The 21,583-nt window shown below is 76.0% G+C and carries 29 protein-coding genes; 16 read left to right on the top strand and 13 right to left on the bottom strand.

What is annotated here, in order from left to right; all coding sequences use genetic code 11:
* Positions 1–1,133, bottom strand: a 1,133-nt coding sequence (locus ABQ292_RS16075; protein ID WP_369208155.1) for a DUF6986 family protein, incomplete at its 3' end; no start/stop codon positions are given.
* Positions 1,134–1,172: 39 nt separating this feature from the next.
* On the opposite strand from ABQ292_RS16075, the gene uraD reads away from it, so the two are divergent.
* From uraD to ABQ292_RS16055, 4 genes are all read left to right on the top strand, one after another.
* Positions 1,173–1,673 carry a 2-oxo-4-hydroxy-4-carboxy-5-ureidoimidazoline decarboxylase gene (uraD, locus tag ABQ292_RS16070; RefSeq protein ID WP_369208153.1) on the top strand — a complete coding sequence of 167 codons (501 nt, stop codon included), beginning with the start codon at positions 1,173–1,175 and terminating at the stop codon, positions 1,671–1,673.
* Entirely contained in the window at positions 1,670–1,987 is a 318-nt protein-coding gene (gene uraH, locus ABQ292_RS16065) for a hydroxyisourate hydrolase (protein ID WP_369208151.1), read from the top strand. The genes uraD and uraH overlap by 4 nt, the downstream gene beginning before the upstream one ends.
* Before the next feature lie 68 nt (positions 1,988–2,055).
* Positions 2,056–2,946 carry a factor-independent urate hydroxylase gene (gene pucL, locus ABQ292_RS16060; RefSeq protein WP_369208149.1) on the top strand — a complete coding sequence of 297 codons (891 nt, stop codon included), beginning with the start codon at positions 2,056–2,058 and terminating at the stop codon, positions 2,944–2,946.
* Positions 2,947–3,089: 143 nt separating this feature from the next.
* Positions 3,090–3,221: a hypothetical protein gene (locus ABQ292_RS16055; protein WP_369208147.1), complete on the top strand. Its 132-nt coding sequence runs from the start codon at positions 3,090–3,092 to the stop codon at positions 3,219–3,221.
* Here the strand turns inward: ABQ292_RS16055 and ABQ292_RS16050 are convergent.
* The 5 genes from ABQ292_RS16050 to msrA form a co-directional block, all read right to left on the bottom strand.
* Positions 3,215–4,798 (bottom strand): methyl-accepting chemotaxis protein, encoded by a 1,584-nt coding sequence (locus ABQ292_RS16050; RefSeq protein ID WP_369208145.1) that lies wholly within the window; start codon positions 4,796–4,798, stop codon positions 3,215–3,217. The two genes, ABQ292_RS16055 and ABQ292_RS16050, sit on opposite strands and share 7 nt — an antisense overlap.
* A gap of 130 nt (positions 4,799–4,928) precedes the next feature.
* The gene (locus ABQ292_RS16045) at positions 4,929–6,020 is read right to left on the bottom strand and encodes a class I SAM-dependent methyltransferase (protein ID WP_369208143.1); all 1,092 of its coding nucleotides are present in this window, start codon (positions 6,018–6,020) and stop codon (positions 4,929–4,931) included.
* Positions 6,021–6,038: 18 nt separating this feature from the next.
* Entirely contained in the window at positions 6,039–7,187 is a 1,149-nt protein-coding gene (locus tag ABQ292_RS16040) for a class I SAM-dependent methyltransferase (RefSeq protein WP_369208141.1), read from the bottom strand.
* Complete coding sequence (locus tag ABQ292_RS16035; protein WP_369208139.1) at positions 7,184–7,411, bottom strand: alpha/beta hydrolase family protein; 228 nt, start codon at positions 7,409–7,411, stop codon at positions 7,184–7,186. Before ABQ292_RS16035 ends, ABQ292_RS16040 begins: the two co-directional genes overlap by 4 nt.
* A gap of 60 nt (positions 7,412–7,471) precedes the next feature.
* Positions 7,472–8,125 (bottom strand): peptide-methionine (S)-S-oxide reductase MsrA, encoded by a 654-nt coding sequence (gene msrA, locus ABQ292_RS16030; RefSeq protein WP_369208137.1) that lies wholly within the window; start codon positions 8,123–8,125, stop codon positions 7,472–7,474.
* A 96-nt stretch (positions 8,126–8,221) separates the two neighbouring features.
* Here msrA and ABQ292_RS16025 point away from each other — a divergent pair, with 96 nt between their 5' ends.
* The 7 genes from ABQ292_RS16025 (at position 8,222) to ABQ292_RS15995 (ending at position 11,935) form a co-directional block, all read left to right on the top strand.
* Positions 8,222–9,247, top strand: coding sequence for an NADP-dependent oxidoreductase (locus tag ABQ292_RS16025; RefSeq protein WP_369208135.1), 1,026 nt, complete (start codon positions 8,222–8,224; stop codon positions 9,245–9,247).
* Positions 9,247–9,648: a DUF6958 family protein gene (locus ABQ292_RS16020; protein WP_369208133.1), complete on the top strand. Its 402-nt coding sequence runs from the start codon at positions 9,247–9,249 to the stop codon at positions 9,646–9,648. The genes ABQ292_RS16025 and ABQ292_RS16020 overlap by 1 nt, the downstream gene beginning before the upstream one ends.
* 39 nt (positions 9,649–9,687) lie before the next feature.
* Positions 9,688–9,888: a hypothetical protein gene (locus ABQ292_RS16015; protein WP_369208131.1), complete on the top strand. Its 201-nt coding sequence runs from the start codon at positions 9,688–9,690 to the stop codon at positions 9,886–9,888.
* 4 nt (positions 9,889–9,892) lie between these two features.
* Positions 9,893–10,591, top strand: a complete 699-nt coding sequence (locus ABQ292_RS16010) for an alpha/beta fold hydrolase (protein ID WP_369208129.1) — start codon at positions 9,893–9,895, stop codon at positions 10,589–10,591.
* Positions 10,592–10,709: 118 nt separating this feature from the next.
* On the top strand, positions 10,710–11,108 hold the full coding sequence (locus ABQ292_RS16005; RefSeq protein ID WP_369208127.1) for a DUF1622 domain-containing protein: 399 nt from the start codon (positions 10,710–10,712) through the stop codon (positions 11,106–11,108).
* Positions 11,105–11,413: a hypothetical protein gene (locus ABQ292_RS16000; RefSeq protein ID WP_369208125.1), complete on the top strand. Its 309-nt coding sequence runs from the start codon at positions 11,105–11,107 to the stop codon at positions 11,411–11,413. The genes ABQ292_RS16005 and ABQ292_RS16000 overlap by 4 nt, the downstream gene beginning before the upstream one ends.
* A 21-nt stretch (positions 11,414–11,434) precedes the next feature.
* Positions 11,435–11,935 carry a hemerythrin domain-containing protein gene (locus ABQ292_RS15995; protein WP_369208123.1) on the top strand — a complete coding sequence of 167 codons (501 nt, stop codon included), beginning with the start codon at positions 11,435–11,437 and terminating at the stop codon, positions 11,933–11,935.
* Here ABQ292_RS15995 and ABQ292_RS15990 read toward each other — a convergent pair.
* Both ABQ292_RS15990 and ABQ292_RS15985 read right to left on the bottom strand, forming a co-directional pair.
* Positions 11,914–12,936, bottom strand: coding sequence for a 1-aminocyclopropane-1-carboxylate deaminase (locus ABQ292_RS15990; RefSeq protein ID WP_369208121.1), 1,023 nt, complete (start codon positions 12,934–12,936; stop codon positions 11,914–11,916). The genes ABQ292_RS15995 and ABQ292_RS15990 overlap by 22 nt on opposite strands.
* The gene (locus ABQ292_RS15985) at positions 12,920–13,585 is read right to left on the bottom strand and encodes a GntR family transcriptional regulator (protein ID WP_369208119.1); all 666 of its coding nucleotides are present in this window, start codon (positions 13,583–13,585) and stop codon (positions 12,920–12,922) included. Before ABQ292_RS15985 ends, ABQ292_RS15990 begins: the two co-directional genes overlap by 17 nt.
* Before the next feature lie 149 nt (positions 13,586–13,734).
* Between ABQ292_RS15985 and ABQ292_RS15980 the strand changes: the two genes are divergently transcribed.
* Entirely contained in the window at positions 13,735–14,181 is a 447-nt protein-coding gene (locus tag ABQ292_RS15980; protein WP_369208117.1) for a rhodanese-like domain-containing protein, read from the top strand.
* Here ABQ292_RS15980 and ABQ292_RS15975 read toward each other — a convergent pair.
* The 3 genes from ABQ292_RS15975 to ABQ292_RS15965 all read right to left on the bottom strand — a co-directional run bounded on the left by ABQ292_RS15975 (position 14,165) and on the right by ABQ292_RS15965 (position 16,139).
* Complete coding sequence (locus ABQ292_RS15975; RefSeq protein WP_369208115.1) at positions 14,165–14,731, bottom strand: GNAT family N-acetyltransferase; 567 nt, start codon at positions 14,729–14,731, stop codon at positions 14,165–14,167. The two genes, ABQ292_RS15980 and ABQ292_RS15975, sit on opposite strands and share 17 nt — an antisense overlap.
* 7 nt (positions 14,732–14,738) lie before the next feature.
* Positions 14,739–15,542 carry an SDR family NAD(P)-dependent oxidoreductase gene (locus ABQ292_RS15970; RefSeq protein ID WP_369208113.1) on the bottom strand — a complete coding sequence of 268 codons (804 nt, stop codon included), beginning with the start codon at positions 15,540–15,542 and terminating at the stop codon, positions 14,739–14,741.
* 78 nt (positions 15,543–15,620) lie between these two features.
* Complete coding sequence (locus ABQ292_RS15965) at positions 15,621–16,139, bottom strand: VOC family protein (RefSeq protein ID WP_369208111.1); 519 nt, start codon at positions 16,137–16,139, stop codon at positions 15,621–15,623.
* Positions 16,140–16,256: 117 nt separating this feature from the next.
* On the opposite strand from ABQ292_RS15965, the gene ABQ292_RS15960 reads away from it, so the two are divergent.
* From ABQ292_RS15960 to ABQ292_RS15950, 3 genes are all read left to right on the top strand, one after another.
* Positions 16,257–16,991, top strand: a complete 735-nt coding sequence (locus ABQ292_RS15960) for a Mut7-C RNAse domain-containing protein (RefSeq protein WP_369208109.1) — start codon at positions 16,257–16,259, stop codon at positions 16,989–16,991.
* A gap of 118 nt (positions 16,992–17,109) precedes the next feature.
* A complete protein-coding gene (locus tag ABQ292_RS15955) occupies positions 17,110–17,733 on the top strand; it encodes a superoxide dismutase (protein ID WP_369208107.1) in 624 nt (207 codons plus the stop codon).
* Positions 17,734–17,917: 184 nt separating this feature from the next.
* The gene (locus ABQ292_RS15950; RefSeq protein ID WP_369208105.1) at positions 17,918–19,219 is read left to right on the top strand and encodes an Nramp family divalent metal transporter; all 1,302 of its coding nucleotides are present in this window, start codon (positions 17,918–17,920) and stop codon (positions 19,217–19,219) included.
* Positions 19,220–19,297: 78 nt separating this feature from the next.
* On the opposite strand, the gene ABQ292_RS15945 is transcribed toward ABQ292_RS15950, so the two are convergent.
* Positions 19,298–20,206, bottom strand: a complete 909-nt coding sequence (locus ABQ292_RS15945) for an alpha/beta fold hydrolase (RefSeq protein WP_369208103.1) — start codon at positions 20,204–20,206, stop codon at positions 19,298–19,300.
* A gap of 79 nt (positions 20,207–20,285) precedes the next feature.
* Between ABQ292_RS15945 and ABQ292_RS15940 the strand changes: the two genes are divergently transcribed.
* Entirely contained in the window at positions 20,286–20,960 is a 675-nt protein-coding gene (locus ABQ292_RS15940; protein WP_369208101.1) for a TetR/AcrR family transcriptional regulator, read from the top strand.
* On the opposite strand, the gene ABQ292_RS15935 is transcribed toward ABQ292_RS15940, so the two are convergent.
* A complete protein-coding gene (locus ABQ292_RS15935) occupies positions 20,855–21,556 on the bottom strand; it encodes a TetR family transcriptional regulator (RefSeq protein ID WP_369208099.1) in 702 nt (233 codons plus the stop codon). The two genes, ABQ292_RS15940 and ABQ292_RS15935, sit on opposite strands and share 106 nt — an antisense overlap.
* Positions 21,557–21,583 lie beyond the last annotated feature (27 nt).

The following is a 21,583-nucleotide window of genomic DNA, read 5'->3' as shown; positions in this document are numbered from 1 at the left end:
AGGCCGCGGAGGACTCCGCCGGCGAGGGCCCGGGCGGTGGCCGGCTCGTCGAGCACCCCGCCGTCGACCCGCTCGACGTAGGCCGCCAGCCGGGCGGCCGCCGCCGGCAGCGCGCCGCGCCAGAAGGCGTAGGTGGCCACGTACCGCGTGACCAGCTGCGCCGGGTGCAGGTCCCAGCCCTGGTACAGGCCGCGCTCGAGCGCCCGGCGGACGAGGCCGGCGTGCACCCGCCACCCCGCGTGCACCTGCTCCCGCGGACCCACCGGCAGCACGTTGGTCGAGCCGTCGACCGCGACGGCCCCCGTGCCGGCGACGGCGACCTGCACCAGCTGCTTGGCCAGGTCGAGCGCCGGGTGGTCGGAGGACTGGTGCGCCGCCGCGATGCCCAGCGCGGCGCTGTAGTCGTAGGTGCCCGAGTGCAGCCCGGTCAGCCGCGGGCCGGCCGCGTGCACCATGCGGGAGAGCGTCACCGCGCCGTCGGCGCCGAGCACCGCCTGCGGCGTCTCCACCTGCAGCTCCAGGTCGAGGGCGACGCCGTGCGCGGCCTCGAGCGCGTCGAGGACGGGGAGGAAGGCGCGCACCTGCTCGACGTCGGTCACCTTGGGCAGCGTCACGGTCGCCCGCCGGGGTGCCTCCGCGCCGCTGCCGGCACCCAGGCCGGACAGGAAGAGGTCGAGGGAGCGGACGCCGCGGCGGCGGGTCGGGCCCTCCAGCGACTTCGCGCGGATGCCCACCGACGGCGGGGCGGTCCCGGCGGCGACGTCGGCGGCGACGGCGGCCGCGGCGGCCCGCACGTCGTCGTCCTCGTCCTCCGGCCGGCCGCGGTAGCCGTCCTCGGCGTCGACCCGCAGGTCCTCGACCGGCTCGGCGGCCAGCTTGGCCCGCACCCGCGGGAGCACCTTGTCGAGCAGCGCGGGCGGGTGGCCCAGGTCGGGCAGGGCGTGCTCGTCGAGGGCGGCCAGCGCGGCGGCGCCCCAGGCGGTGGCCACGCCGGGGACGACGGCGTCGGCGGGCACGTAGCAGGTGTGCACCGGCTGCCGGACGGGCCGCTCCCCCGGGTACGTGGCCAGTCGCGCGGCGTCGACCGGGGCCAGCCGGCGGTCCAGCTCCGCGTAGACGGCGTCGTCCAGCACGCACCCTCCTCCTGCCGACCGGGCTGACATCCTGTCACCGTGTCCCGCCTCGACGAGCTGAACACCGGGCCGGCCGACGCCGTCGTCGAGGAGCTGCGCGCCTGCAACGCCGCGCCGCGCTTCGCCGCCGGGCTGGTCGCCGGCCGCCCCTTCCCCGACGCCGACACGCTGGTCCGCCGGGCCGGGGAGGTGGCCCGCGCGCTGCCCTGGGACGAGGTGGCGCTGGCGCTGGCCGCCCACCCCCGGATCGGCGACCGGGTGGAGGGCGACTCGGCCGAGGCGGCGGCCTCGCGACGGGAGCAGGGCGCCATGGGCGGTGCCGACGACGGCACCCGGGCCGCGCTGGCCGAGGGCAACCGGGCCTACGAGGAGCGCTTCGGGCACGTCTACCTCGTCCGCGCCGCCGGCCGCTCGCCGGAGGAGGTGCTGGCCGAGCTGCGCCGCCGGCTGGGCAACGACGAGGAGACCGAGCGGGACGAGGTGGTCGAGCAGCTGGCGCAGATCACCGAGCTGCGGGTGCGGGGGCTGGTCGGCGCATGAGCGTCTCGACGCACGTGCTCGACGCCGTCGCCGGCCGGCCGGCCGAGGGGATCGCCGTCCGGCTGTTCGCCGGCGACTGCCTGCTCGCCGAGGGCAGCACCGACGCCGACGGCCGCTGCCGGCTCCGCGGGGACGCCACCCCGGCCGGGCCGCACCGGCTGGTCTTCGCCACCGGCCCGTGGTTCGAGGCGCGGGGGACGGCGGCGTTCTGGCCCGAGGTCACGCTCACCTTCGCCGTCCGCGAGCCGGACGCGCACCACCACGTGCCGCTGCTGCTCTCGCCGTTCGCGTACTCGACGTACCGCGGCTCCTGAGGGCCTGCCGAGCCGCTGACGTTCCACGTGCAACACCACCGCAACGAGAGCCGGGGAGGCTGCACGGCATGGCGATCGTGCTCGGACCCAACCAGTACGGGAAGGCGGAGGTCCGCGTGGTCGCGGTCGACCGCAGCACCCCCCGCCACGAGCTGGTGGACCTGAACGTCAGCAGCAGCCTGCGCGGGGACTTCGCCGCCGCGCACACCGCCGGCGACAACGCGCACGTCCTGACGACGGACGCGCAGAAGAACACCGTGTTCGCCTTCGCCCGCGACGGCGTCGGCTCGCCGGAGGCGTTCGGCCTGCGCCTGGCCCGCCACTTCGCCGGGTCCTACGACTGGATCACCGGCGCCCGGGTGGCCGTGGAGTCCTACGGCTGGGAACGGATCACCGTCGGTGGGCAGCCGCACGAGCACGCCTTCCGGCGGCCCGGCGGCGAGGTGCGGACGGCGGTGGTCACCGTGGACGGGGACGACGTGCACGTGCTCGCCGGGCTGACCGACCTCGTCGTCCTCAAGACCACCGGCTCGGAGTTCTGGGGCTTCCCCCGCGACCGCTACACGACGCTGGCCGAGACGCGCGACCGCATCCTCGCCACCGCGGTGACCGCCCGCTGGCGCTACACGGGTGCCGACCTCGACTGGGACGCCTGCTTCGCCACCGTCCGGACGACGCTGCTGGAGGCCTTCGCGGCCACGCACTCGCTCGCCCTGCAGCAGACGCTGTACCGGATGGGCGAGACCGTGCTCGAGACGGTGCCCGACGTGGCCGAGGTGCGGATGTCGATGCCCAACAGGCACCACTTCCTGCAGGACCTCTCGGCGTTCGGGCTGGACAACCCCGACGTCGTCTACCACGCCGACGACCGACCGTACGGGCTCATCGAGGGTGCGGTGCTGCGCGACGACGTCCCGCCGGCCGAGGTCGCCTGGCTGGGCACGCCCGGCTTCTGCTGAGGTCGGCGGTGACGGCGGGCGATTCGCAGCAGGTGCACACACCGTGGTCCCCGGCGCCCGCCGGCGACGGTGTGTGCACCTGCTGCGGTCCGGGCGGTGCGCTCCGGCGCGCGCGGGGTGAGCGGGGTGAGCGGGGTGCGACGGTGCTGGAGGTCAGCGCGGTGGAGGGCGACGGCAGCCCGGCGCCCTCCTGCCTCTCGCTCGGCTTCGTCCCCACAGGCGAGATGGTCGACGCCGAGCCGGTCCACGCGCTGTCGCTCGGACGCCGTCAGTAGCGGAAGCGGCCCACCGACGAGCTCAGCACCGCGGCCATGCGCGCCACCTCGTCCATCGCCGTCCGGGCGTCGGCCATCGCCTGCGTGGTGGCCCCGGCAGCCTCGGCCACGGCACCGATGGTGCCCGCGATCTGCCCGGCCGACCTCGCCGCCTCGGCCACGTTGCGGTTCATCTCCGTCGTGGTCGCGGTCTGCTCCTCGACCGCGGCGGCTATGGTGCCCTGCGAGTCGTTGATCACGGCGATGATCTCCGAGATCTCGCCGATCGCCCGGACCGCCCCCTCGGTGTCACCCTGGATGGCCTCGACCCGGGCGGTGATGTCCTGCGTCGCCTTGGCGGTCTCCTGGGCCAGCTCCTTGACCTCGTTGGCGACGACGGCGAAGCCCTTGCCCGCCTCACCGGCACGCGCCGCCTCGATGGTGGCGTTGAGGGCCAGCAGGTTGGTCTGCTCGGCGATCGCGGTGATGGTCTCGACCACGCTCGCGATCTCCAGCGAGGACTCCCCCAGCTTGGCGACGGTGACGTTCGTGGTGTCGGCGACGTGCACCGCCCGACCGGCGACCCGGGCCACCTCGCTGGCGTTCTGGGCGATCTCGCGGATCGAGACGCCCATCTCCTCCGACCCGGCAGCGACCGTCTGCACGGTGACCGACACCTGGCCGGCCGCGTCGGCGACCACGCCGCTCTGTGCGGAGGAGGCGTCGGCCAGCCGGGTCATGTCCTGGGCGGTCGCCGACAGCTCCTCGGTGGCCGAGGCCAGCGTCGCGGTGGTGTCGCCGATGGTGACGAGGACGGCGCGCACGTTGGCCATCGAGGTCTCCAGCGCCACCGCCATCCGGCCCACCTCGTCCCGGCTGCGGACGCCGGTCGACCCGCGCAGGTCCCCGTCGGCCAGGGCGGTCAGCACCGCGCCGACCCGGTGCAGCGGCCGCACCACCGAGCGGGTGACGACCCAGCCGAGCAGCCCCAGCAGCACCACGCCGGCCACGGCGACCGTGACGGCGAGGGTGGTCGCGGTCCGGCGCTGCGCGGTGGCGGCCTCCGCCGCGGCGGTCGCGTGCTCGCCGACACCGGCGCCCACCGACGGCAGCTGCTCCTCGAGGGCGCCGAAGGTCTGTGCGAACGCGGGGTACGAGGCCTGGGCGGCGCGCACGTCGCGTCCGGCGAGCGTCACGATGCGCTGGGCCTCGGCGAGGTAGGTCTCCGCCGCGGGCCTGACGTCGGTGACGGCGGCGGCGACGTCCGCGCCGAGGTCGTCGTCGACCACGGCGTCCAGGCTGTCGCGGAAGGTGGCCGCGTGGTCGGCCAGGTCGGCGACCGCCGCGGTGTACTGCGGGCCGGTGCCGGCGAGGAGCGCCTGCAGCACGTCGCCGCGGACGGCGTCGTGCATCATGTCGGCCTCCAGGGCCGCCGCGGTGGCGTGGGTGGTCGCCAGCAGCACGTCCGTGCGCTGCCCGGCACCGGCCAGGGCCTGCAGGGTGACGACGGCGAAGACGCCGAGGGCGAGCGCGCCCACGGCGACGAGGGCCGCGAGCTTCACACCGAGGGGGCGGTCGGACCAGAGGTTGCGCGCCATGCCGGCACTCCTGCGGGAGGGGTCGGCGCGCTCGGTGCACACCGTTGTCCCCTGTTCGGCAGCCAGTGGAGTCACTCCAGCGCAACAGGACCCGGGCGGGGTCCTTCCTCGTTCCGGAAATCGGTCCGGCTCACTCCTCGGTGCGCAGCCGGTAGAAGCGGAAGAAGTCGTTCTCCACGGGGAGGACGTCGATCCCGGCGAACCCCGCGTCGCGGGCGTACCGCTCGAGCGTGGCCGGCCGCATGACCGTCCCGGTGGCGGCCGAGGGACGGGTGGACCGCCCGTCGGGCAGGCAGCAGGTGAGGCTGTAGCCGTACATCAGCCGCTCGATGTCGTCGCCGGGCGCGGTGAACTCCTCGGCGACGTTCTCGTCGACGACCAGGACGGTGCCGCCCTGGCGCGCCATCGCCCGCATCGCGGCGAGCACGGCCACCGGGTCGGCCAGGTCGTGCACGCACTCGAACGCCGTCACCAGGTCGTAGTTCCCCCGCTCCCCCACGGCCGCGGCGTCCACGGTGCTGAACCGGACGCGGTCGGCCACCCCGGCCTGCTCGGCGTTGCGCCCCGCCTGCTCGACCGACGGCGCGTCGACGTCGAAGCCGTCGACGCGCACCTGCGGGAAGGCCCGCGCGATGCCGACGGAGGACCACCCCATCCCGCAGCCGACGTCGGCGACCCGGCCGCCGTCCCGCAGCGCGGCGTCGACGTCGGGGAGGCTGCGCAGGTCCTCGGCCAGCGACCCGAGGAAGTACGGGCGGTTGGCGTCCCCCTGCGCCTCCCGCGCGTCGGGTCCCATGTCCGCCCAGCTCAGCCCCTCGCCGGTGCGGTATACCTCGGTCAGCCGCGGCACGTTGCGCGTGAACGCCAGGGCCACCCGGGCGAACGGCGGCATGTACGAGGGGTCGAGCTCGTCGACCAGCACCCCCCGGTACTCCGTCGGCAGGGTGTAGCGCCGCGCGTCGGGCGCGGCCCGGGCGTCGTCCACGACGAGGACGCCGGCCACCGCCTGCTGCTCGAGCCACTCGCGGGCGTAGCGGGCGTCGCTGCCGGTCCGATCGGCCAGCTCCGGCGCCGTGGCCGGCGCGTCGGCGAGGGCGCGGTACCACCCCAGCTCCACGCCCAGGTGCACGGCGGCGAGCTCGAGGGTGGCGGTCACCCCGGCGAGGAGGCGCTCGGCGAGCGCGTCGGCGGTCCCGGCAGGTGGCACGTCGGTCGTCGTCATGCCCCCCGACCGTGGCCCTCACCGGCCGCCCGGACCAGGGACCTTCGTCAGGGGGCGGGTGGAGACGGTGACGGTGAACCGCCGGTCGGCGGCGGCGACCCGGGTGGGGCCGACCAGCCGGCGCAGCGCCGCCCGGTGCGGCAGCCGGTTGTTGTAGACCGCCCACAGCTCGCCGCCGGGCCGCAGCACCCGGGCGGCCGCGGCGAACAGCCGGTCGGCCGCGGCGGTCACGACGGCGGCACCCAGGTGGAACGGCGGGTTGCAGACGACGAGGTCCACACTGCCGTCGGCCACCCCGGCTGCGGCGTCGTCCCGCTGGACCGCCACCCGCTCGAGGCCGGCACGCGTGAGCGTGGCCCGCGCCGAGGCGACCGCCGCGGCCGACTGGTCGGTGGCGGTGACGGCGAGCCCGGGCCGGGACCGGGCGAGGCTAGCGGCCAGCACGCCGGTGCCGCAGCCGAGGTCGAGCGCCGTCCGGGCGTCCGGAGCGGCGCCGGCCAGCGCCGAGGCCAGCAGCCGGGTGCCGGCGTCGACCCGGGTGCCGGCGAAGGCCGCGCCGTGCGCGCAGACGTCGAGGCCGAGGTCCGCGTCGCGCCGGCAGCGGGGGAAGGTCGGCCGCACGTCCGGACGCGGCCCGCGGGCGACCAGCACCCGGGACTTCTGCCGGGCCAGCGTCGCCGACACCTCGCCGAACCCGGCGCGCAGGACGTCGTTCATGCCGAGCGTCATGTGCTTGACCCGCCCGCCGACCAGCAGGACGACGTCCGGGTCGGCCGCGGCGGCGGTCAGCTCGGTGAGCTCGCGCAGCGCGTCGAGACCCCGGGGCGCCTTGGCCAGGACGAGGCCGGCGCCGGCGAACAGGCCGGCGTCCAGCGGCAGCGAGCGGTACGTGCCGGCCAGCCCGGTGCGCCCGGCGTTGGCGGCCAGCGCCTGCTCGCCGACCAGCAGGTCCTGGGACACGCGCACGCCGCTCGCCCCGGCCGTGACCGCACCGAGGGTCAGCGCGCCGTACGCGTCGTCGACGACCACCACCGTGCCGGGCCCGCCGGGCAGGTACGGAGCCGCCTCGTCGAGCAGCAGCCGGTCGGTCGCGTCGACGGCGACCAGGTCCGGCGCCTCGACGTCGGGCTCGCGCCGCAGCTGCGCGAACAGCTCCTCCGGCGTCACCGCCGCGGCGCGGCGGTGAGCTCGGGGACGACCGAGCGCCAGAGGAACGACCAGGACGGCTCGCCGTGCAGCAGGACCACGACCTCGCCGTCGGCCGGGCCGGCACCCACGTACGCCACGCGCAGCGTCCCGCCGTCGCCGCCGTCCACCTCGACGTCCCGCGGCTCGTACGGGGAGCCGGGCAGCGCGGCGAACCGCTCCTCCGGCGTTCGGACGACGTCCACGGGCACCCCTCCCCGCGCCCCGGCGGCGGGACGCAGGGAGAGCTTGCTACGCCGGGGCGCTCACACGCCGGGCAGGCCCACCGGGCAGCTCACGCCGGTCGAGTGGACCGGGCAGTAGCCGTTCGGGACCTTGTGCAGGTACTGCTGGTGGTAGTCCTCGGCGTAGAAGAACTCGCCGAGCGGGGCGATCTCGGTGGTGATCTCGCCGTAGCCGGCCGCCTTCAGCCGCTCCTGGTACTGGTCGCGGCTGGCGCGGGCGGCGGCCTCCTGCTCCGGCGTCGCGAAGTAGACCGCCGAGCGGTACTGGGTGCCGACGTCGTTGCCCTGGCGCATGCCCTGGGTGGGGTCGTGGTCCTCCCAGAACACCTTGAGCAGCTGCGCATAGCTGACGACGGCGGGGTCGAAGACGACGAGGACGACCTCGGTGTGGCCGGTCTGCGCCGAGCAGACCTCCTCGTACGTGGGGTTGGGCGTGTAGCCGCCCGCGTAGCCGGCGGCGGTGGAGTAGACGCCCGGCACCTGCCAGAACACCTTCTCGACGCCCCAGAAGCAGCCCGCGCCGAAGACGGCGGTCTGCATCCCCTCGGGGAACGGCGGCTGGATGCGGTTGCCGTTGACCGCGTGGGTCTCCGGGACGAACGGCAGCGGGTCGGGGCGACCCGGCAGCGCGTTCTCCGGCGTCACCGGCTGGGTCTTGTACCGGGAGAACAACATGAACCGAGCGTAGGACCGGCGCGCCACCCGGCGGGGCGGCCGCGGCGCGACGGCGGCAGGATCGGCTCACCACCCCGAGCACCCAGGAGGCGCCCCGTGCCCGTGTCCGCCCGCGAGTGGCACCTGGCCGCCCGACCCCACGGCGAGCCCACCCCCGAGGACTTCGCGCTGGTCGAGGTCGAGCACCCCGACCCCACCGAGGGCCAGGTGGTGGTGCGGATGGTCGCCATGTCGGTCGACCCCTACATGCGCGGGCGGATGCGCCTGGGCCCCTCCTACGCCGCGCCGTGGGAGGTCGGCGAGGTGATGAGGGGCGGCGCCGTCGGCCGGGTGGTCGACTCGCGCTCCCCCGACGTCCCCGTGGGCGCGCTGGTGCTCACCGACGCCGCCTGGCGCGACGTCGCCGTCCTCGACGCCCGCGAGGTGCGGCAGCTGCCGGCCACCGAGGACCTCCCGCTCACCTACTCCCTCGGCATCCTCGGGATGCCGGGCCTGACCGCCTACGCGGGGCTGTTCCGGGTGGCCGCCTTCCGGGAGGGCGACGCCGTGTTCGTCTCCGGTGCGGCCGGCGCCGTGGGCAGCGCGGTCGGGCAGTTCGCCCGGCTGCGCGGGGCCGCCGCCGTCATCGGCAGCGCGGGCAGCCCGGACAAGGTGGGCTGGCTGACCGGCGAGCTCGGCTTCACCGCCGCCTTCGACTACCACGACGGGCGGGTGAAGGACCTGCTCGCGCAGGCCGCGCCCGACGGCATCGACGTCTACTTCGACAACGTCGGCGGCGAGCACCTCGACGCGGCACTGGGCGCGCTGCACGTGCACGGCCGGGTGGCGATCTGCGGCGCCATCTCCGCGTACAACGCCACCGAGGCCGTGCCCGGGCCGAAGAACTTCAGCTCCCTGATGATCGCCAAGCGGCTCGCGGTCACCGGCCTGCTCGTGAGCGACCACACCGACCTGCACGGCGAGTTCACCGAGACCGTCTCCGGGTGGATCCGCTCCGGTGAGCTGACGGTCCGGGAGACGGTCTACGAGGGACTCGAGAACGCCGTCCCCGCCTTCCTCGACCTCCTCAAGGGGGCCAACACCGGCAAGATGGTGGTCCGCCTGGCGCCGGACCCCGACTGATGGCCGGCCCGGCGCGCGACCCGCACTGCGGGCCGGTCCCGGCGGAGGCCTGGGCGGCCGACGCCGAGGCCCGCACGCGCGGCCGGGTGGAGGTCTTCGACGCCACCCGGCCCGGCGGGCTCGACGGCTGGACGATGGACGCGGCCCGGTACGAGGCGATGCGGGCGCACGTGCTGGACACCGTCGACGACCTCGCCGGCCCCGACGGGTCGGTGGCCCTGCAGGACGTCGTCGCCGCGGCGCAGGAGCGCCACGGCGGCTCGCCGCTGTTCCCCGGCGGCCGGCTGCGCAACCACTGCACCTACACCGAGGTCGACCTCGAGGCCCGGTGCGAGATCGAGCGGGTGCCGGGCAGCAGTCCGCAGCGGATCCGTCGCTGGACCGGGCCGCCGCCCGGGTGAGCGGTTGTGGGGGGCCGGCACCGGGCATGGGCTCCCACCATGTGGCTGTTCCTCACCCGCCGACTGCGCGTCTGGCTGATCGTGACCGTCCTCGTGCCGCTGGCCACCGGGCTGCTCCGGAGGGTCGGCCGGGCCCTGGAGCGGCGCGGTGGCCCGACGCGGGTCAGCCGGGCGCTGCTGCAGGCCGGCGACCTGGGCGACCGGGCCCGCGACCGACTGCGCGGCGGCCGCCGTCGCTGACCGCGTGACCACCGCCGCCCGGACGCCGGCCCTCGACCACACCCCCGCGACCGCCCCCACCCGGGCGGTCGCCGTCTTCGCGCACGGCGGCACCGTGGCCAGCGTCGAGCCACCGCGCGAGCGGGCCCTGTCGCTGGTCCGGATGCGGGCCATCCAGGAGGCGGTCTCGCTCGCGGCGGGGGCCCGGGGCGTCGAGACCTACCTGGTGCGCTACCGGGTGGCCGGCTGGAACGGGGCGGCTGCCGACGCGCACGCCGACGTCCGCTGGGCGCTGGACCGGGTGCGCGAGCGGCACGGCGACGTCCCGGTCGTGCTGGTCGGGCACTCGATGGGCGGCCGGGCGGTGCTGCGCGCCGGGGACGACCCCTCGGTCGCCGCCGTCTGCGGGCTGGCGCCGTGGACGCCGCCGGGCGAGCCGGTCGGCCACCTGCGCGGGCGGACCGTCGTGCTCGCCCACGGCCGCGGCGACCGCTGGGTGCCGGCGCGGCTGTCGGCCGACTTCGCCGTCCGCGCCCACCGGGCCGGCGCGCGCATCGCCCGGTTCACGCTGCCCGGCGGGCACGGGATGCTGCGGCGGGTCGGCGCCTGGCACGCGCTGGTGCGCGACGTCGTCCTGGCCGGGGCGGGCCTGGCACCACAGCGCGCCGACGTCCGGGCCGCCCTGGACGCGCCGCCGCCGGAGGGCCTCGCCGTCCCGCTGTGAGCCGTCCCGCTGTGAGCCGTCCCGCTGTGAGCCGTCCCGCCGTGAACCGCCGCGCGGGAGCCGTCCCGCGGTGAGCCGTCCGCGGTGGGTCCGCCCGGTCCCGGGTAGGGCGCGTCCCGTGGAGGAGCTGCTCGCCGAGGTCGTCGGCGTCCTGGTCACCGTCGTCGAGGCCTGCGGTGCCGCGGTCATCCTGATCGGGGCGGTGTGGGCCTTCGCCCGGTTCGTCCGGGTGGGCGTACGCCGGGGCGGGACGTCGGCGTTCGTCCCCGTCCGGCTCACCCTGGGCCGCTTCCTCGCCCTGGGCCTGGAGTTCCAGCTGGCCAGCGACGTGCTGCGGACGGCGGTGGCGCCGAGCTTCCGCGAGCTGGGCCAGCTGGCCGCGGTCGCGGCCATCCGGACGGCGCTGAACTACTTCCTGGGCAGGGAGATCGCCGAGGAGCGGCGGCAGGTGGCCGAGGAGACGGGTTCACCGGCGCCCGACCCGGCCTCCGCGGAGCACCGCGGACGGGCCGTGTGACCTCGCTCGGTCCGGTCCCCGGCCTGCTGGCGCTCGTCGTCAGCGCCCTCGCGCTGGTGGCCGGGGCGGTGACCCTGGCGGCGACCCGGCGCCCGGCCCTGGCGCTCGGTGTGCTGCTCGACCTGCTGCTCGCCGCCGGGCTGCTCCGGCTGGCAGCCGAGCCGACGTGGACCTCGCTGGCCACCACGGCCGCGGTCGTGCTGCTGCGGCGACTGATCGGCGCCGGTCTGCGCGCCGGGGGCCGGGCGTTCTCGGCGGCGTCCGTTGCCCCCGGACCGGCCGACCGCTACGGTCGCCGACCGTGACTGCCGGGTCGGCCTCGCGCCGTGCACGGAACGGGTCCCCGGCCGCCGCGTGACCCGCGTGCCGGGCGACCGCCCGGCCGCGCTCGGCGACGAGCTCCAACGCATCCACGACGCACTGCGCGCCGACCTGCGCACACTGCGGGCGGCCGCGGCGACCGGCGCTCCCCCCGACGCCCGCCGCACTGCCTGGCCTTCTGCGCCGCGCTCACCGCCCACCACACCGGCGAGGACGCCGGCGCCTTCCCCGCCCTGGCGCGGCGGTTCCCCGAGCTGGCGCCGGTCCTGGAGAAGATGGCCGAGGACCACGTCTGGATCGCCCGGATCCTCGCGCGGGTGGAGGAGCTCGCCGGGGAGCTGGCCAGCGCCGGGGCCTCCCTGCGCCTGGCCGGGGAGCTCGACGGGCTCGCCGCGATCGTCGAGTCGCACTTGTCCTTCGAGGAGCGGCGCGTCCGGGCGGCGCTCGACCGGCTCCCCGGCCGACCCGTCGGGCAGGGGAGTGCTCAGGAGAACAGCACGCTGTAGCCGTTGAGCGCCGGCTGACCGCCGAGGTGGGCGTAGAGCACCGTCGACGACGGGTCGATCTCCCCGCGGCCGACCAGGTCGATCGTCGCGGCCATCGACTTCCCCTCGTACACGGGGTCGGTGACCATGCCCTCGGTGCGGGCGGCGGTCTCCATGGCGCGGATCGTCGCCTCGTCGGGGATGCCGTAGACCCCGGCGTGGTACCGCTCGTCGAGCTCGACGTCGTCGAGGGTCAGCTCGCGCTGCACGCCGATCGCCCGCGCCGTCCGCCGGGCGATGCGCAGCACCTGGTCGCGGGTCTCGGCGGGCCTGGCGGAGGCGTCGACGCCGAGCACCCTGCGCGGCCGCCCGCCCTGCTCCTCGAGCAGCGCGAAGCCGGCGACCATCCCGGCCTGGGTCGAGCCGGTGACCGAGCAGACGACCACGGTGTCGAAGAAGACGCCGAGCCGGGCCTCCTGCTCGGCCACCTCCAGCGCCCAGTTCGCGAAGCCGTGGCCGCCGAGCGGGTGGTCCGACGCCCCGGCCGGGATGGCGTAGGGCTTCTCCCCGCGTGCCTCGATCTCGGCCAGCGCGGCCTCCCACGACTCCTTGAACCCGATGCCGAAGCCGGCCTTCACCAGGCGGACGTCGGCCCCCGCCAGACGGCTGAGCAGGATGTTGCCGACCTTGTCGTAGACGGCGTCGGGCCAGTCGACCCAGCTCTCCTGGACCAGCACGCACGACAGCCCCACGTGCGCGGCGACGGCGGCCACCTGCCGGGTGTGGTTGCTCTGCACCCCGCCGATGGAGACCAGCGTGTCGCAGCCCTGCGCCAGCGCGTCGGCGACGAGGTACTCGAGCTTGCGGGTCTTGTTGCCGCCGTAGGCGATGCCGGAGTTGCAGTCCTCCCGCTTGGCCCAGACCGCCGCACCGCCCAGGTGCGCGGTGAGCCGGTCGAGCCGGTGCACCGGCGAGGGCCCGAACAGCAGCGGGGTGCGGGGGAAGTCAGCGAGGCTGGTCATCGGTCTCCTCCAGCTCGGACAGCAGCGCCGTCCAGATCTCGGTGGTGGTGGCGACGGCGTCGTCGACGTCCCCGGCCGCGCAGGCGGCGATCAGGCGGTCGTGCAGGACGACGGACTCCCGGCCGTGCGCCGCGGCGAAGCGGGCGCGTTCCAGCCGGCGGATCGACGGCGTGAGGCGGTCGACCGTGGCGGTGAGCGCCGTGTTGCCGGCGCGGGCGAGGAGGACGGCGTGCAGCTCGTCGTCGGCCGCCAGCGCCGCGTCGACGTCCCCCGCGGCGACCGCGGCGGCGAACCGGGTGTTGGCCGCGCGCATGGCCGTGACGTCGTCACCGGTGGTCGCGGGCACGGCCTCCCGCGCGGCCAGCTCGTGCATCGCCCGCACCACGACCGCGGCGTCGCGCACCTCGCGTGGGCGCAGCGGGGTGACCCGGGTGTGGCTCTGCGGCTTGGCCTCGACCAGTCCCTCGTCGACCAGCCTGGCCAGTGCGGCGCGCACGGGAGCCACCGACAGGCCGAGCCGGGCGGCCAGGTCGGCGTCCTTCACGACGGCGCCCGGGGCCAGCTCGCCACCGACGATCGCCGTCCGGATCCGGGCCAGCGCCTGGTCGCGCAGCAGCACCCGGCCGACGGGAACGAGCGGTGTGGCCACGACTGACATCTCAGATGTCAGTGATCGGTCGCGTCAACCCCTCCGGTGCCATTGGCACTACGAAGGCACCTCGGGGACGGCGGGATCGGTGCGGTTCCCGGCAGGCCGGGGACTCACCGTGGGACGACGACCGGTGCACCATCGACGGCGTGGCCACCGACTGGTCGACCGACCCCGCCGATGCCGCCGCGCACTTCGCCCGCCGGCTGGCCGTGGAGACCGACGTCAGCGACGTGCACGCCGCCCTGGAGTCGGGTGCGCCGGGCTTCGTCCTGCTCGACAGCCGCAGCCGGGAGGCGTGGGACCAGGGCCACGTGCCCGGGGCGGTGCACCTGCCGGGGCGGGAGGTCGGCGCCCGGGCGGAGGCCGAGCTGGACCGGTCCGTCCCGGTCGTCACCTACTGCTGGGGACCGGGCTGCAACGGCGCCACCCGGGCGGCGCTCGCGCTGGCGCTGCTGGGCTTCCGGGTGCGGGAGATGATCGGCGGCCTCGAGTACTGGGCCCGCGAGGGGCTGCCGGTCGCGACCGCCGACGGCGTCACGCGGCCGGCGGTCGACCCGCTCACCGCGCCGCGCACGGTCAGCTGCGGGTGCTGAGGTCGGGGACGTCGTCACCGGCCAGCCGGGCCCACAGCAGCTCGTCGCGCTTGACGCCGTCGCCGTAGCGGTGCGAGCGGCGCAGCCGGCCCTCCAGCGTGAAGCCGGCCTTGACCGCCACCCGTCCCGACGCCGGGTTGTCGACGGCGTGCACCAGCTCCACCCGGTCCACCGGCAGCGTGGCGAAGCCCCAGCGGCAGGCGGCGTCGACGGCGACCGCGACCACCCCGCGGCCGCGCACGGCGGGCACCGCCCAGTAGCCCACCTCCGCGTTGCCCTGGGCGACGTCGATGGCGTGCAGCGACACCGAGCCCAGCAGCTCGCGCGTCGCGGTGCCGACGACGGCCCACGTGGCCTGGGTCCCGCTGCTCCACTCGGCGCGGCGGGCCACCCAGACCTCGGCGTCCTCGCGGGTGCGGACGCGGCCGGGGTTGCTCCAGAGGTCGGTGGCCGGGTCGGTCAGCGCCGCGCGGACGTCGTCGGCGTCACCGGCCCGCCAGGGACGCAGCAGCACCGTCCCGGCGGGCACCTCGACGGGGAGCGGCTCCACGCGCGGCTCAGCTCTCCCCGGAGCCCGGCTCGGCCATCTTCCGGTTCAGCTTGGCGGCCACGTTGCCCGGCGTGAGCGCGGACAGCCGGCCCATCGCCTTGCTGGCCAGCGACCCGGCGAACACCGACGCCTCGCCCTCCATGAGCCCCTCGTAGCCCTGGCGGGCCACCAGCGCCGGGTCGTCCTTGTGCTCCGAGGCGCCGAGCCGGGTGTCGGTGAGGTCGCCGCGGTCGAAGAACTCGGTGTCCGTGGGCCCGGGCAGCAGCGCGGTCACGCTGACGCCGCGGTCGGAGAGCTCCTCGCGCAGCGACAGGGCCAGGTGCTGCACGAACGCCTTGCTCGCGCCGTACACGGCCTGGAACGGCTGCGGCGCCTGCGAGGCCACCGACGAGGTGAACAGGATCCGGCCCTCACCCTCGGCGGCCATGTCCTGGGCCACCCGCTTGGCCAGGTGCACCGTCGAGCCGCAGTTGAGCGCCACGATGCCCAGCTCGGCGTCGAGGTCGGTGTCGGTGAAGGCCCCGCCGACGCCGACGCCGGCGTTGAGGGCCGCGGCGGCCAGCGGCCGGCCCGACGCGCGGACGGCGGCCACCAGCAACTCGCGGTCCTCGTACCGCGTCAGGTCGCCCCGCACCGGCGAGACGGCCGCCCCCGTGCCGCGCAGCAGCTCGGCGGCGGCGTCGAGCTCGTCGTCCTCGGCGGCGACCACCAGGTCGAAGCCGTGCTCGGCGAACTGCTTGGCCAGCTCCAGGCCGATGCCGCTGGAGGCACCGGTGACGAGGGCGAGGGGGCGGGCGGTGGGCAGGGTCACGGAGGCTCCCGGGGTCGCGCGGACGGTCCCGGGCTGCATGCCCAGGCGGTCGCCGTCCGACCCCTCCGGCCGGGACCGTCAGGCCGGCAGCGGCACCGAGACGCCGATCCCGCCGCGGGTCCGGGCTCCGTAGCGGGCGATCTCGGCGTCGAGGTCCAGCGGGCGGGTGGTCATCCCCTGGGCCTCGACCTCCGGCGTCACCAGGTCGGCGGGGAGCAGCCAGGAGACCTCGAACTCCAGGCCGTCGGGGTCCTGCGCGTAGAGGGCCTTGGTGGTGGCGTGGTCCGAGGCGCCCACCAGCGCACCGGCGGTGACCAGCGCGTCGCGCACCCGCGCCAGCTCGGCGAGCGTGTCGACCTCCCACGCCAGGTGGTAGAGGCCCACGGTGCGGCGGCCGGCATCGGAGGCGCCGGCGCCCGCGCCGACGGCGAACAGGCCGAGGTCGTGGTCGTTGGTCGAGCCCTCGGCCTGCAGGAACACCGCGCGGCCGGGGATCTCCGCCGTGACGCGGAAGCCGAGGACGTCGCGGTAGAACGCGAGGCTGCGCTCGACGTCGCGGACGTAGAGGACGGCGTGGTTCAGGCGCTGGACGGGCACGGGGGCTCCTGTTCGGACGGTGGGTGCGCACTCCTACGGACGTGCACGGCTCCAGTGTGCCGCAGAATGGATGAACGTTCAAGTATCTGGACGGGGTCGCCGGGTACCGCCACCGCCGTGTCCGCGGGAGGGGTGGTCGTCGCGGTCGACGACGCGCTGCGGCCGCTGCTGCCGGCCCGCGACCGCTCCGCCGGGCGGCGGGTGCTGCCGGCCGACCCCGGCACGACCGTCGGCCACCTGGTGCAGGCAGCCGGCGTCCCGCTGACCGAGGCCGGGGAGCTGCTCGTCGACGGCGTCCCGGCCGGCCCGGCGGACCGCCCCGGCCCGGGGGCGACGGTCGAGGTGCGCGCCGTCGCCCGGCCGCAGCCGGTGCCGGCCGGGGGTTTCCTGCTCGACGTCGGGCTGGGGGCACTGGGCCGGCGGATGCGGCTGCTCGGCCTGGACACCGCCTGGTCGCCGGAGGCCCGCGCCCCGGACGCCGACGACGCCGAGCTGGTCGCCGCGGCCCGCGCCGAGGACCGCGTGCTGCTCACCCAGGACCGCGGCCTCCTGATGCGCCGGGCGCTGCCGGCCGGGGCGTGGGTGCGCGGGGCGACGCCGGACGAGCAGCTGGCCGACGTGCTCGACCGCTTCCGGCCCCCGCTGGCCCCGCTCACCCGCTGCCCGGCCTGCAACGGGGAGCTCACCGCCGTCGACGCCGCCGCGGTGGCCGAGCGGCTCGAGCCCGGCACCCGGCGCACCGCGACGGACTTCTCCCGCTGCCCCCGGTGCGGGCGGGTCTACTGGCGCGGCGCGCACGCCCGGCGGATCGACGCCCTCGTCGCCCGGGCCCGCCGCCTCTCCGGGAGGTAGGTGCCCTCGTGGCGCCGATGGCACCTCTGGCCCGAGGGGGCCACGGGTCGGCCCGGGCGTGACACCCGCCGCGGGCAGGACGACGGGCGTCCAGCCAGCCCCGACGGAGGGAACCCCCGTGCCCGACTACGTGCTCCCCGACCTGCCCTACGACTACGGGGCACTGGAGCCGCACATCTCCGGCGAGATCATGCAGCTGCACCACGACAAGCACCACCAGACCTACGTGACCGGCGCCAACACGGCGCTGGAGAAGCTCGCCGAGGCGCGGGAGAACGACGGGCTGGCGACGGCGAACCTGCACGAGAAGAACCTGGCGTTCAACCTGGCCGGGCACGTCAACCACTCGGTGTTCTGGCCGAACCTCAGCCCGGACGGCGGGGAGCGCCCCGACGGCGAGCTGGCCGCGGCCATCGACGACCAGTTCGGCTCGTTCGAGGCCTTCCAGGCGCACTTCACCGCCGTCGCCAACGGCGTCCAGGGGTCGGGCTGGTCGATCCTCGCGTGGGACTCGGTGGGCCAGAAGCTGCTCATCTGCCAGCTCTACGACCACCAGGGCAACCTCGCGGTCGGCCTGGTGCCGCTGCTGATGCTCGACATGTGGGAGCACGCCTTCTACCTGCAGTACCGCAACGTGAAGGCCGACTACGTGAAGGCCTGGTGGAACGTCGTCAACTGGGCCGACGTCACCCGGCGCTTCACGACGGCGCGCACGGCCACCCAGGGCCTGATCGTCGCCTGAGCGCTCCCCCGGGGTCGCGGCCGGCCCGGTCGCGACCCCGGGGGCGACTCGTCAGGGAAGCCTCACCTCGGCCCCCGCGGGCCACGCCCTGGCCCGACCGTGACACCGCCGGCGGGCAGACCCCACAGCGACCGCTCCCGCACCGAGTCGACTCCCCCGCCCGACCCACCCCTGCGAGGCCCCCGTGTACCTGTCGAAGACCGAGGCCGCCGTCCTGCCGACGACGCTCGTCGGCACCCCCCGCCCGTCGCCGGCACCGCAGCCGGCCGGACGGCGCCGCATCTGGCCCCTGCTCGGCCCGGCCTTCGTCGCCGCCGTCGCCTACGTCGACCCCGGCAACTTCGCCACCAACTTCTCCGGCGGCGCCTCCTTCGGCTACACGCTGCTGTGGGTGATCGTCGCGGCGAACCTCATGGCGATGCTCATCCAGAGCCTGACCGCCAAGCTCGGCCTGGCCACCGGCCGCGACCTGGCCACGCTGTGCCGCGAGAAGCTGCCGCGGCCGGTCACCTGGGGGCTGTGGGTGCAGGCCGAGGCGGTCGCCATCGCCACCGACCTGGCCGAGATCGTCGGCGGCGCGGTCGCCCTGAACCTGCTGTTCGGGGTGCCGCTGCCGATCGGCGGTCTGATCACCGCCGTCGTCGCGTTCGTGCTGCTGGGGGCGCAGTCGCGCGGGCACCGGCCCTTCGAGCGGGTCATCACCGGGCTGCTGCTGGTCATCGGGCTGGGCTTCGCCTACACGCTGATCGGCTCCGGCGTCGACCTCGGCGGCGTGGCCGGCGGGATGGTGCCCACCTTCGCGGGCTCGGAGAGCCTGGTGCTGGCCACCGGCATCCTCGGCGCCACGGTCATGCCGCACGTCATCTACGTGCACTCCGCGCTCACCCCGGGCCGCTACGGCGACGTCGTCACCGCCGGGCGCACGCACGAGGGACGGCGCCGGCTGCTGCGCGCCCAGCGCCTCGACGTCCTGCTGGCCATGGGCCTGGCCGGCCTGGTGAACGCCGCCATGCTGGTCATCGCCGCGCAGCTGTTCACCGGCAGCGCCGAGGAGGTGACCTCCCTCGAGGGCGTGCACGCCGGCCTCGGCGACCAGCTCGGCACCGGCGCCGCGCTCGCCTTCGCCGTCGCCCTGCTCGCCAGCGGGTTCGCCTCCTCCTCGGTGGGCACCCACGCCGGCCAGGTGGTCATGGCCGGCTTCCTCAAGCGGCACATCCCGGTGCTGACCCGCCGGCTGATCACCCTGGCCCCCGCGCTGGCGGTGCTGGTCCTCGGCGGCGACCCGACGACGGCGCTGGTCTGGTCGCAGGTCGTGCTCAGTTTCGGCATCCCGTTCGCCCTGGTGCCGCTGCTGTGGCTGACCAGCCGCCGCGACCTCATGGGCGGCTGGGTCAACCGGCGGGTCACCACCGCGGTCGGCGCGGTCGTCGCCGCGCTGATCATCGGCCTCAACGCCCACCTGCTGCTGGGCTTCGTCACCGGCTGACGCCGGCGCCCCTCAGCGAGACCGGCGATCTCGGTGCCATCAGCCCGTGATGGCCACGAGATCGGCGATCTCGGTGCGTCAGGGGCGGGGGACAGCGGCCTGGTCGGCGGTGGCGCGGATGTCGTCGGCCAGGCGCGGCCACAGCGCCCGGGGCAGCTCGTGGCCCACCCCGGGGTGGACGACGAGGCGCGCGCCAGGCACCGCGGCCGCCGTCGCCTCGCCGCCCTCGGGCCGGATCACGACGTCGCTGTCGCCGTGCACGACCAGCGTGGGCACCCGCACGGCGGCCAGCTCGGCGCGCAGGTCGCGCGCGATCCGCTCGGCGGCGCCCTGCCGCTTGGCGCCCGGGCCGGTCAGGCCGGAGGCGTCGCGGGCCATGGCCACCCGCAGCACCGCCAGGTGGTCCTCGCGCTCGGCGGGGTGGCCGGGCGAGCCGGTGACCTCCTGCATCGCCAGCAGGAAGTCGGCCATCGCCTCGGGCGTCGTCGGCCGGCCCCGCTCCTTCGCCAGCCGCTTGGCGCGACGGACGAGCGCCATCGTCGTCCGCGCCCGCATCCGGCCGATCCGCGGCGCGGGCTTGGACATGATCGACGTCAGCGACAGCACGCGGTCGGGGTGCTCGACGGCGAGCAGCTGGGCGATCATCCCGCCGAGCGAGGCGCCGACGACGTGCGCGGCCGGCCAGCCGACGGCGTCCATCACCGCGACCGCGTCCCCGGCCATGTCCGAGAGCGTGTAGGCGGCCGGGACCCGCGACCAGGCGCGCTCCGGCACCGGGCCGTCGAGGTGGGTGGACAGGCCGACGTCGCGGTTGTCGAACCGGACGACGCGGAACCCGCGCGCGGTGAGCTCGGCGCAGAACCCGTCGGGCCAGCCGACCATCTGGGCGCCCAGGCCCATGACCAGCAGGAGCGGCTCGCCGTCGGGCTCGCCGAGCACCTCGTAGGCGATGTCGAGCGGGCCCGAGCGGGCGGTCAGGATGGCCACGGCTGCCTCCAGGTCGTCGTTGGGGATACAGTCGTACCACAACATTGGGTACAGGTGTACCCGAACGGACGGAGGTGTCGTGCCCCGGCGGGTCGACCACGAGGAGCGGCGGCGCGAGCTGACCGCCGCCCTCCTGCGCATCGCGAGCACCCGCGGGCTGCAGGCGGTGTCGATGCGCGAGGTCGCCGCCGAGGCCGGGGTGTCGCTGCGGGTGGTGCAGTACTACTTCACCGACAAGCGCACGCTCATGGCCTCGGGGATCACCGAGCTGGCCGCGCGCCTCGACCGCCGCGTGCGCGAGCGGGCCGCCGCCCTCGGCACCGGGCTGCCGCCGCGGACGGTCCTCGAGGTCGTCCTCGGCGCGATCCTCCCCACCGACGACGACAGCCGCGCCGACCAGCTGGCCTGGACCGCCTACTACGCCGCCGGCCTCACCGACCCCGCGGACGCCGTCGACGGCCGGTACGCCCCCGACGCGCTCGAGCGGTGGCTCACCGGCGTCGTCGCCCGGGCCGTCGACGGTGGCGAGGTGCCCGCCGACGCCGACCCGCGGATCGAGGTGGTCAGCCTGCTGGCACTGACGAACGGCCTGGTCAGCAGCGTGCTGGGGCAGCAGCGCACCGTCGACGACGCCCTCGCCGTCGTCCGCTACCGCCTCGACCGCCTCTTCGCCGCCTCGCCCTCCGGAGCCGCGGGGTCCCCGCCGCGCGGCAGCACCGCGCCGACCATCGACTCGGCCATCCAGTCCTCGTAGTCGTCGAGGGTCCAGCCGCACCGCAGGACGAGCCCGTCGGCGACCTCGCCGCCGTTGAGCACCCAGAGCCGGTGGCCGGCGCGCTCGACGGAGAGGCCGGGCCGCAGCGCTCCCCGCCCGTCGAGGTGGGTGGCGAGGGAGGTGGTGCCGGCCAGCCGCTCCCGCTCGGTCGTGTCGACCACCTGCGCGACCTCGGGGTCACCGACGGCAGCGGCGCGCAGGACCCGCGCCAGTGGGCCGAGGCGCTCGTAGATGTCCCGGGACAGGCGCGCGTACGCCACGAGCACCCGGGCGGGATCGGGTTCGGCCAGCACGTCCCGGACCGGCGAGCGCGCACCCAGGGGCACCGGGTCGAGGTCCCCCGCGATCGTGACGTCCCAGACTCGCTTGACCAGCGCGGCCTTCCCCCCGCCGAGGGCGGAGTACACGGTCTGGACGGCGACACCGGCCGACGCCGCGACGGCGGCCATGGTGGTCGCCGCGTAGCCGTGCTCCAGGAGCAGCTCGCGGGCAGCGGTGACGATGCGCAGCTGCGTGGTGGCGGCCCGCTCGCGACGCCGGGAGTTGTCGTAGCGCCTCTCGACCCCGTCGGACATCGATGAGAACCTACTTCCATTGGAATT

This window comes from Geodermatophilus maliterrae (assembly GCF_041018925.1).
Classification (GTDB): Bacteria; Actinomycetota; Actinomycetes; order Mycobacteriales; family Geodermatophilaceae; genus Geodermatophilus; species Geodermatophilus maliterrae.
The sequence above is the reverse complement of the archived record's forward strand: the minus strand, read 5'-3'. Positions and strand labels throughout refer to the sequence as shown.

What these genes read in the sequence shown, in the direction of transcription:
- ABQ292_RS15935 (WP_369208099.1), bottom strand. Translation starts at nt 21,556, where the DNA reads ATGTCCGACGGGGTCGAGAGGCGCTACGACAACTCCCGGCGTCGCGAG.
- ABQ292_RS16020 (WP_369208133.1), top strand. Translation starts at nt 9,247, where the DNA reads ATGGCCGGCCCGGCGCGCGACCCGCACTGCGGGCCGGTCCCGGCGGAG.
- uraH (WP_369208151.1), top strand. Translation starts at nt 1,670, where the DNA reads ATGAGCGTCTCGACGCACGTGCTCGACGCCGTCGCCGGCCGGCCGGCC.
- ABQ292_RS16015 (WP_369208131.1), top strand. Translation starts at nt 9,688, where the DNA reads ATGTGGCTGTTCCTCACCCGCCGACTGCGCGTCTGGCTGATCGTGACC.
- msrA (WP_369208137.1), bottom strand. Translation starts at nt 8,125, where the DNA reads ATGTTGTTCTCCCGGTACAAGACCCAGCCGGTGACGCCGGAGAACGCG.
- ABQ292_RS16050 (WP_369208145.1), bottom strand. Translation starts at nt 4,798, where the DNA reads ATGGCGCGCAACCTCTGGTCCGACCGCCCCCTCGGTGTGAAGCTCGCG.
- ABQ292_RS15990 (WP_369208121.1), bottom strand. Translation starts at nt 12,936, where the DNA reads ATGACCAGCCTCGCTGACTTCCCCCGCACCCCGCTGCTGTTCGGGCCC.
- ABQ292_RS16045 (WP_369208143.1), bottom strand. Translation starts at nt 6,020, where the DNA reads ATGACGACGACCGACGTGCCACCTGCCGGGACCGCCGACGCGCTCGCC.
- pucL (WP_369208149.1), top strand. Translation starts at nt 2,056, where the DNA reads ATGGCGATCGTGCTCGGACCCAACCAGTACGGGAAGGCGGAGGTCCGC.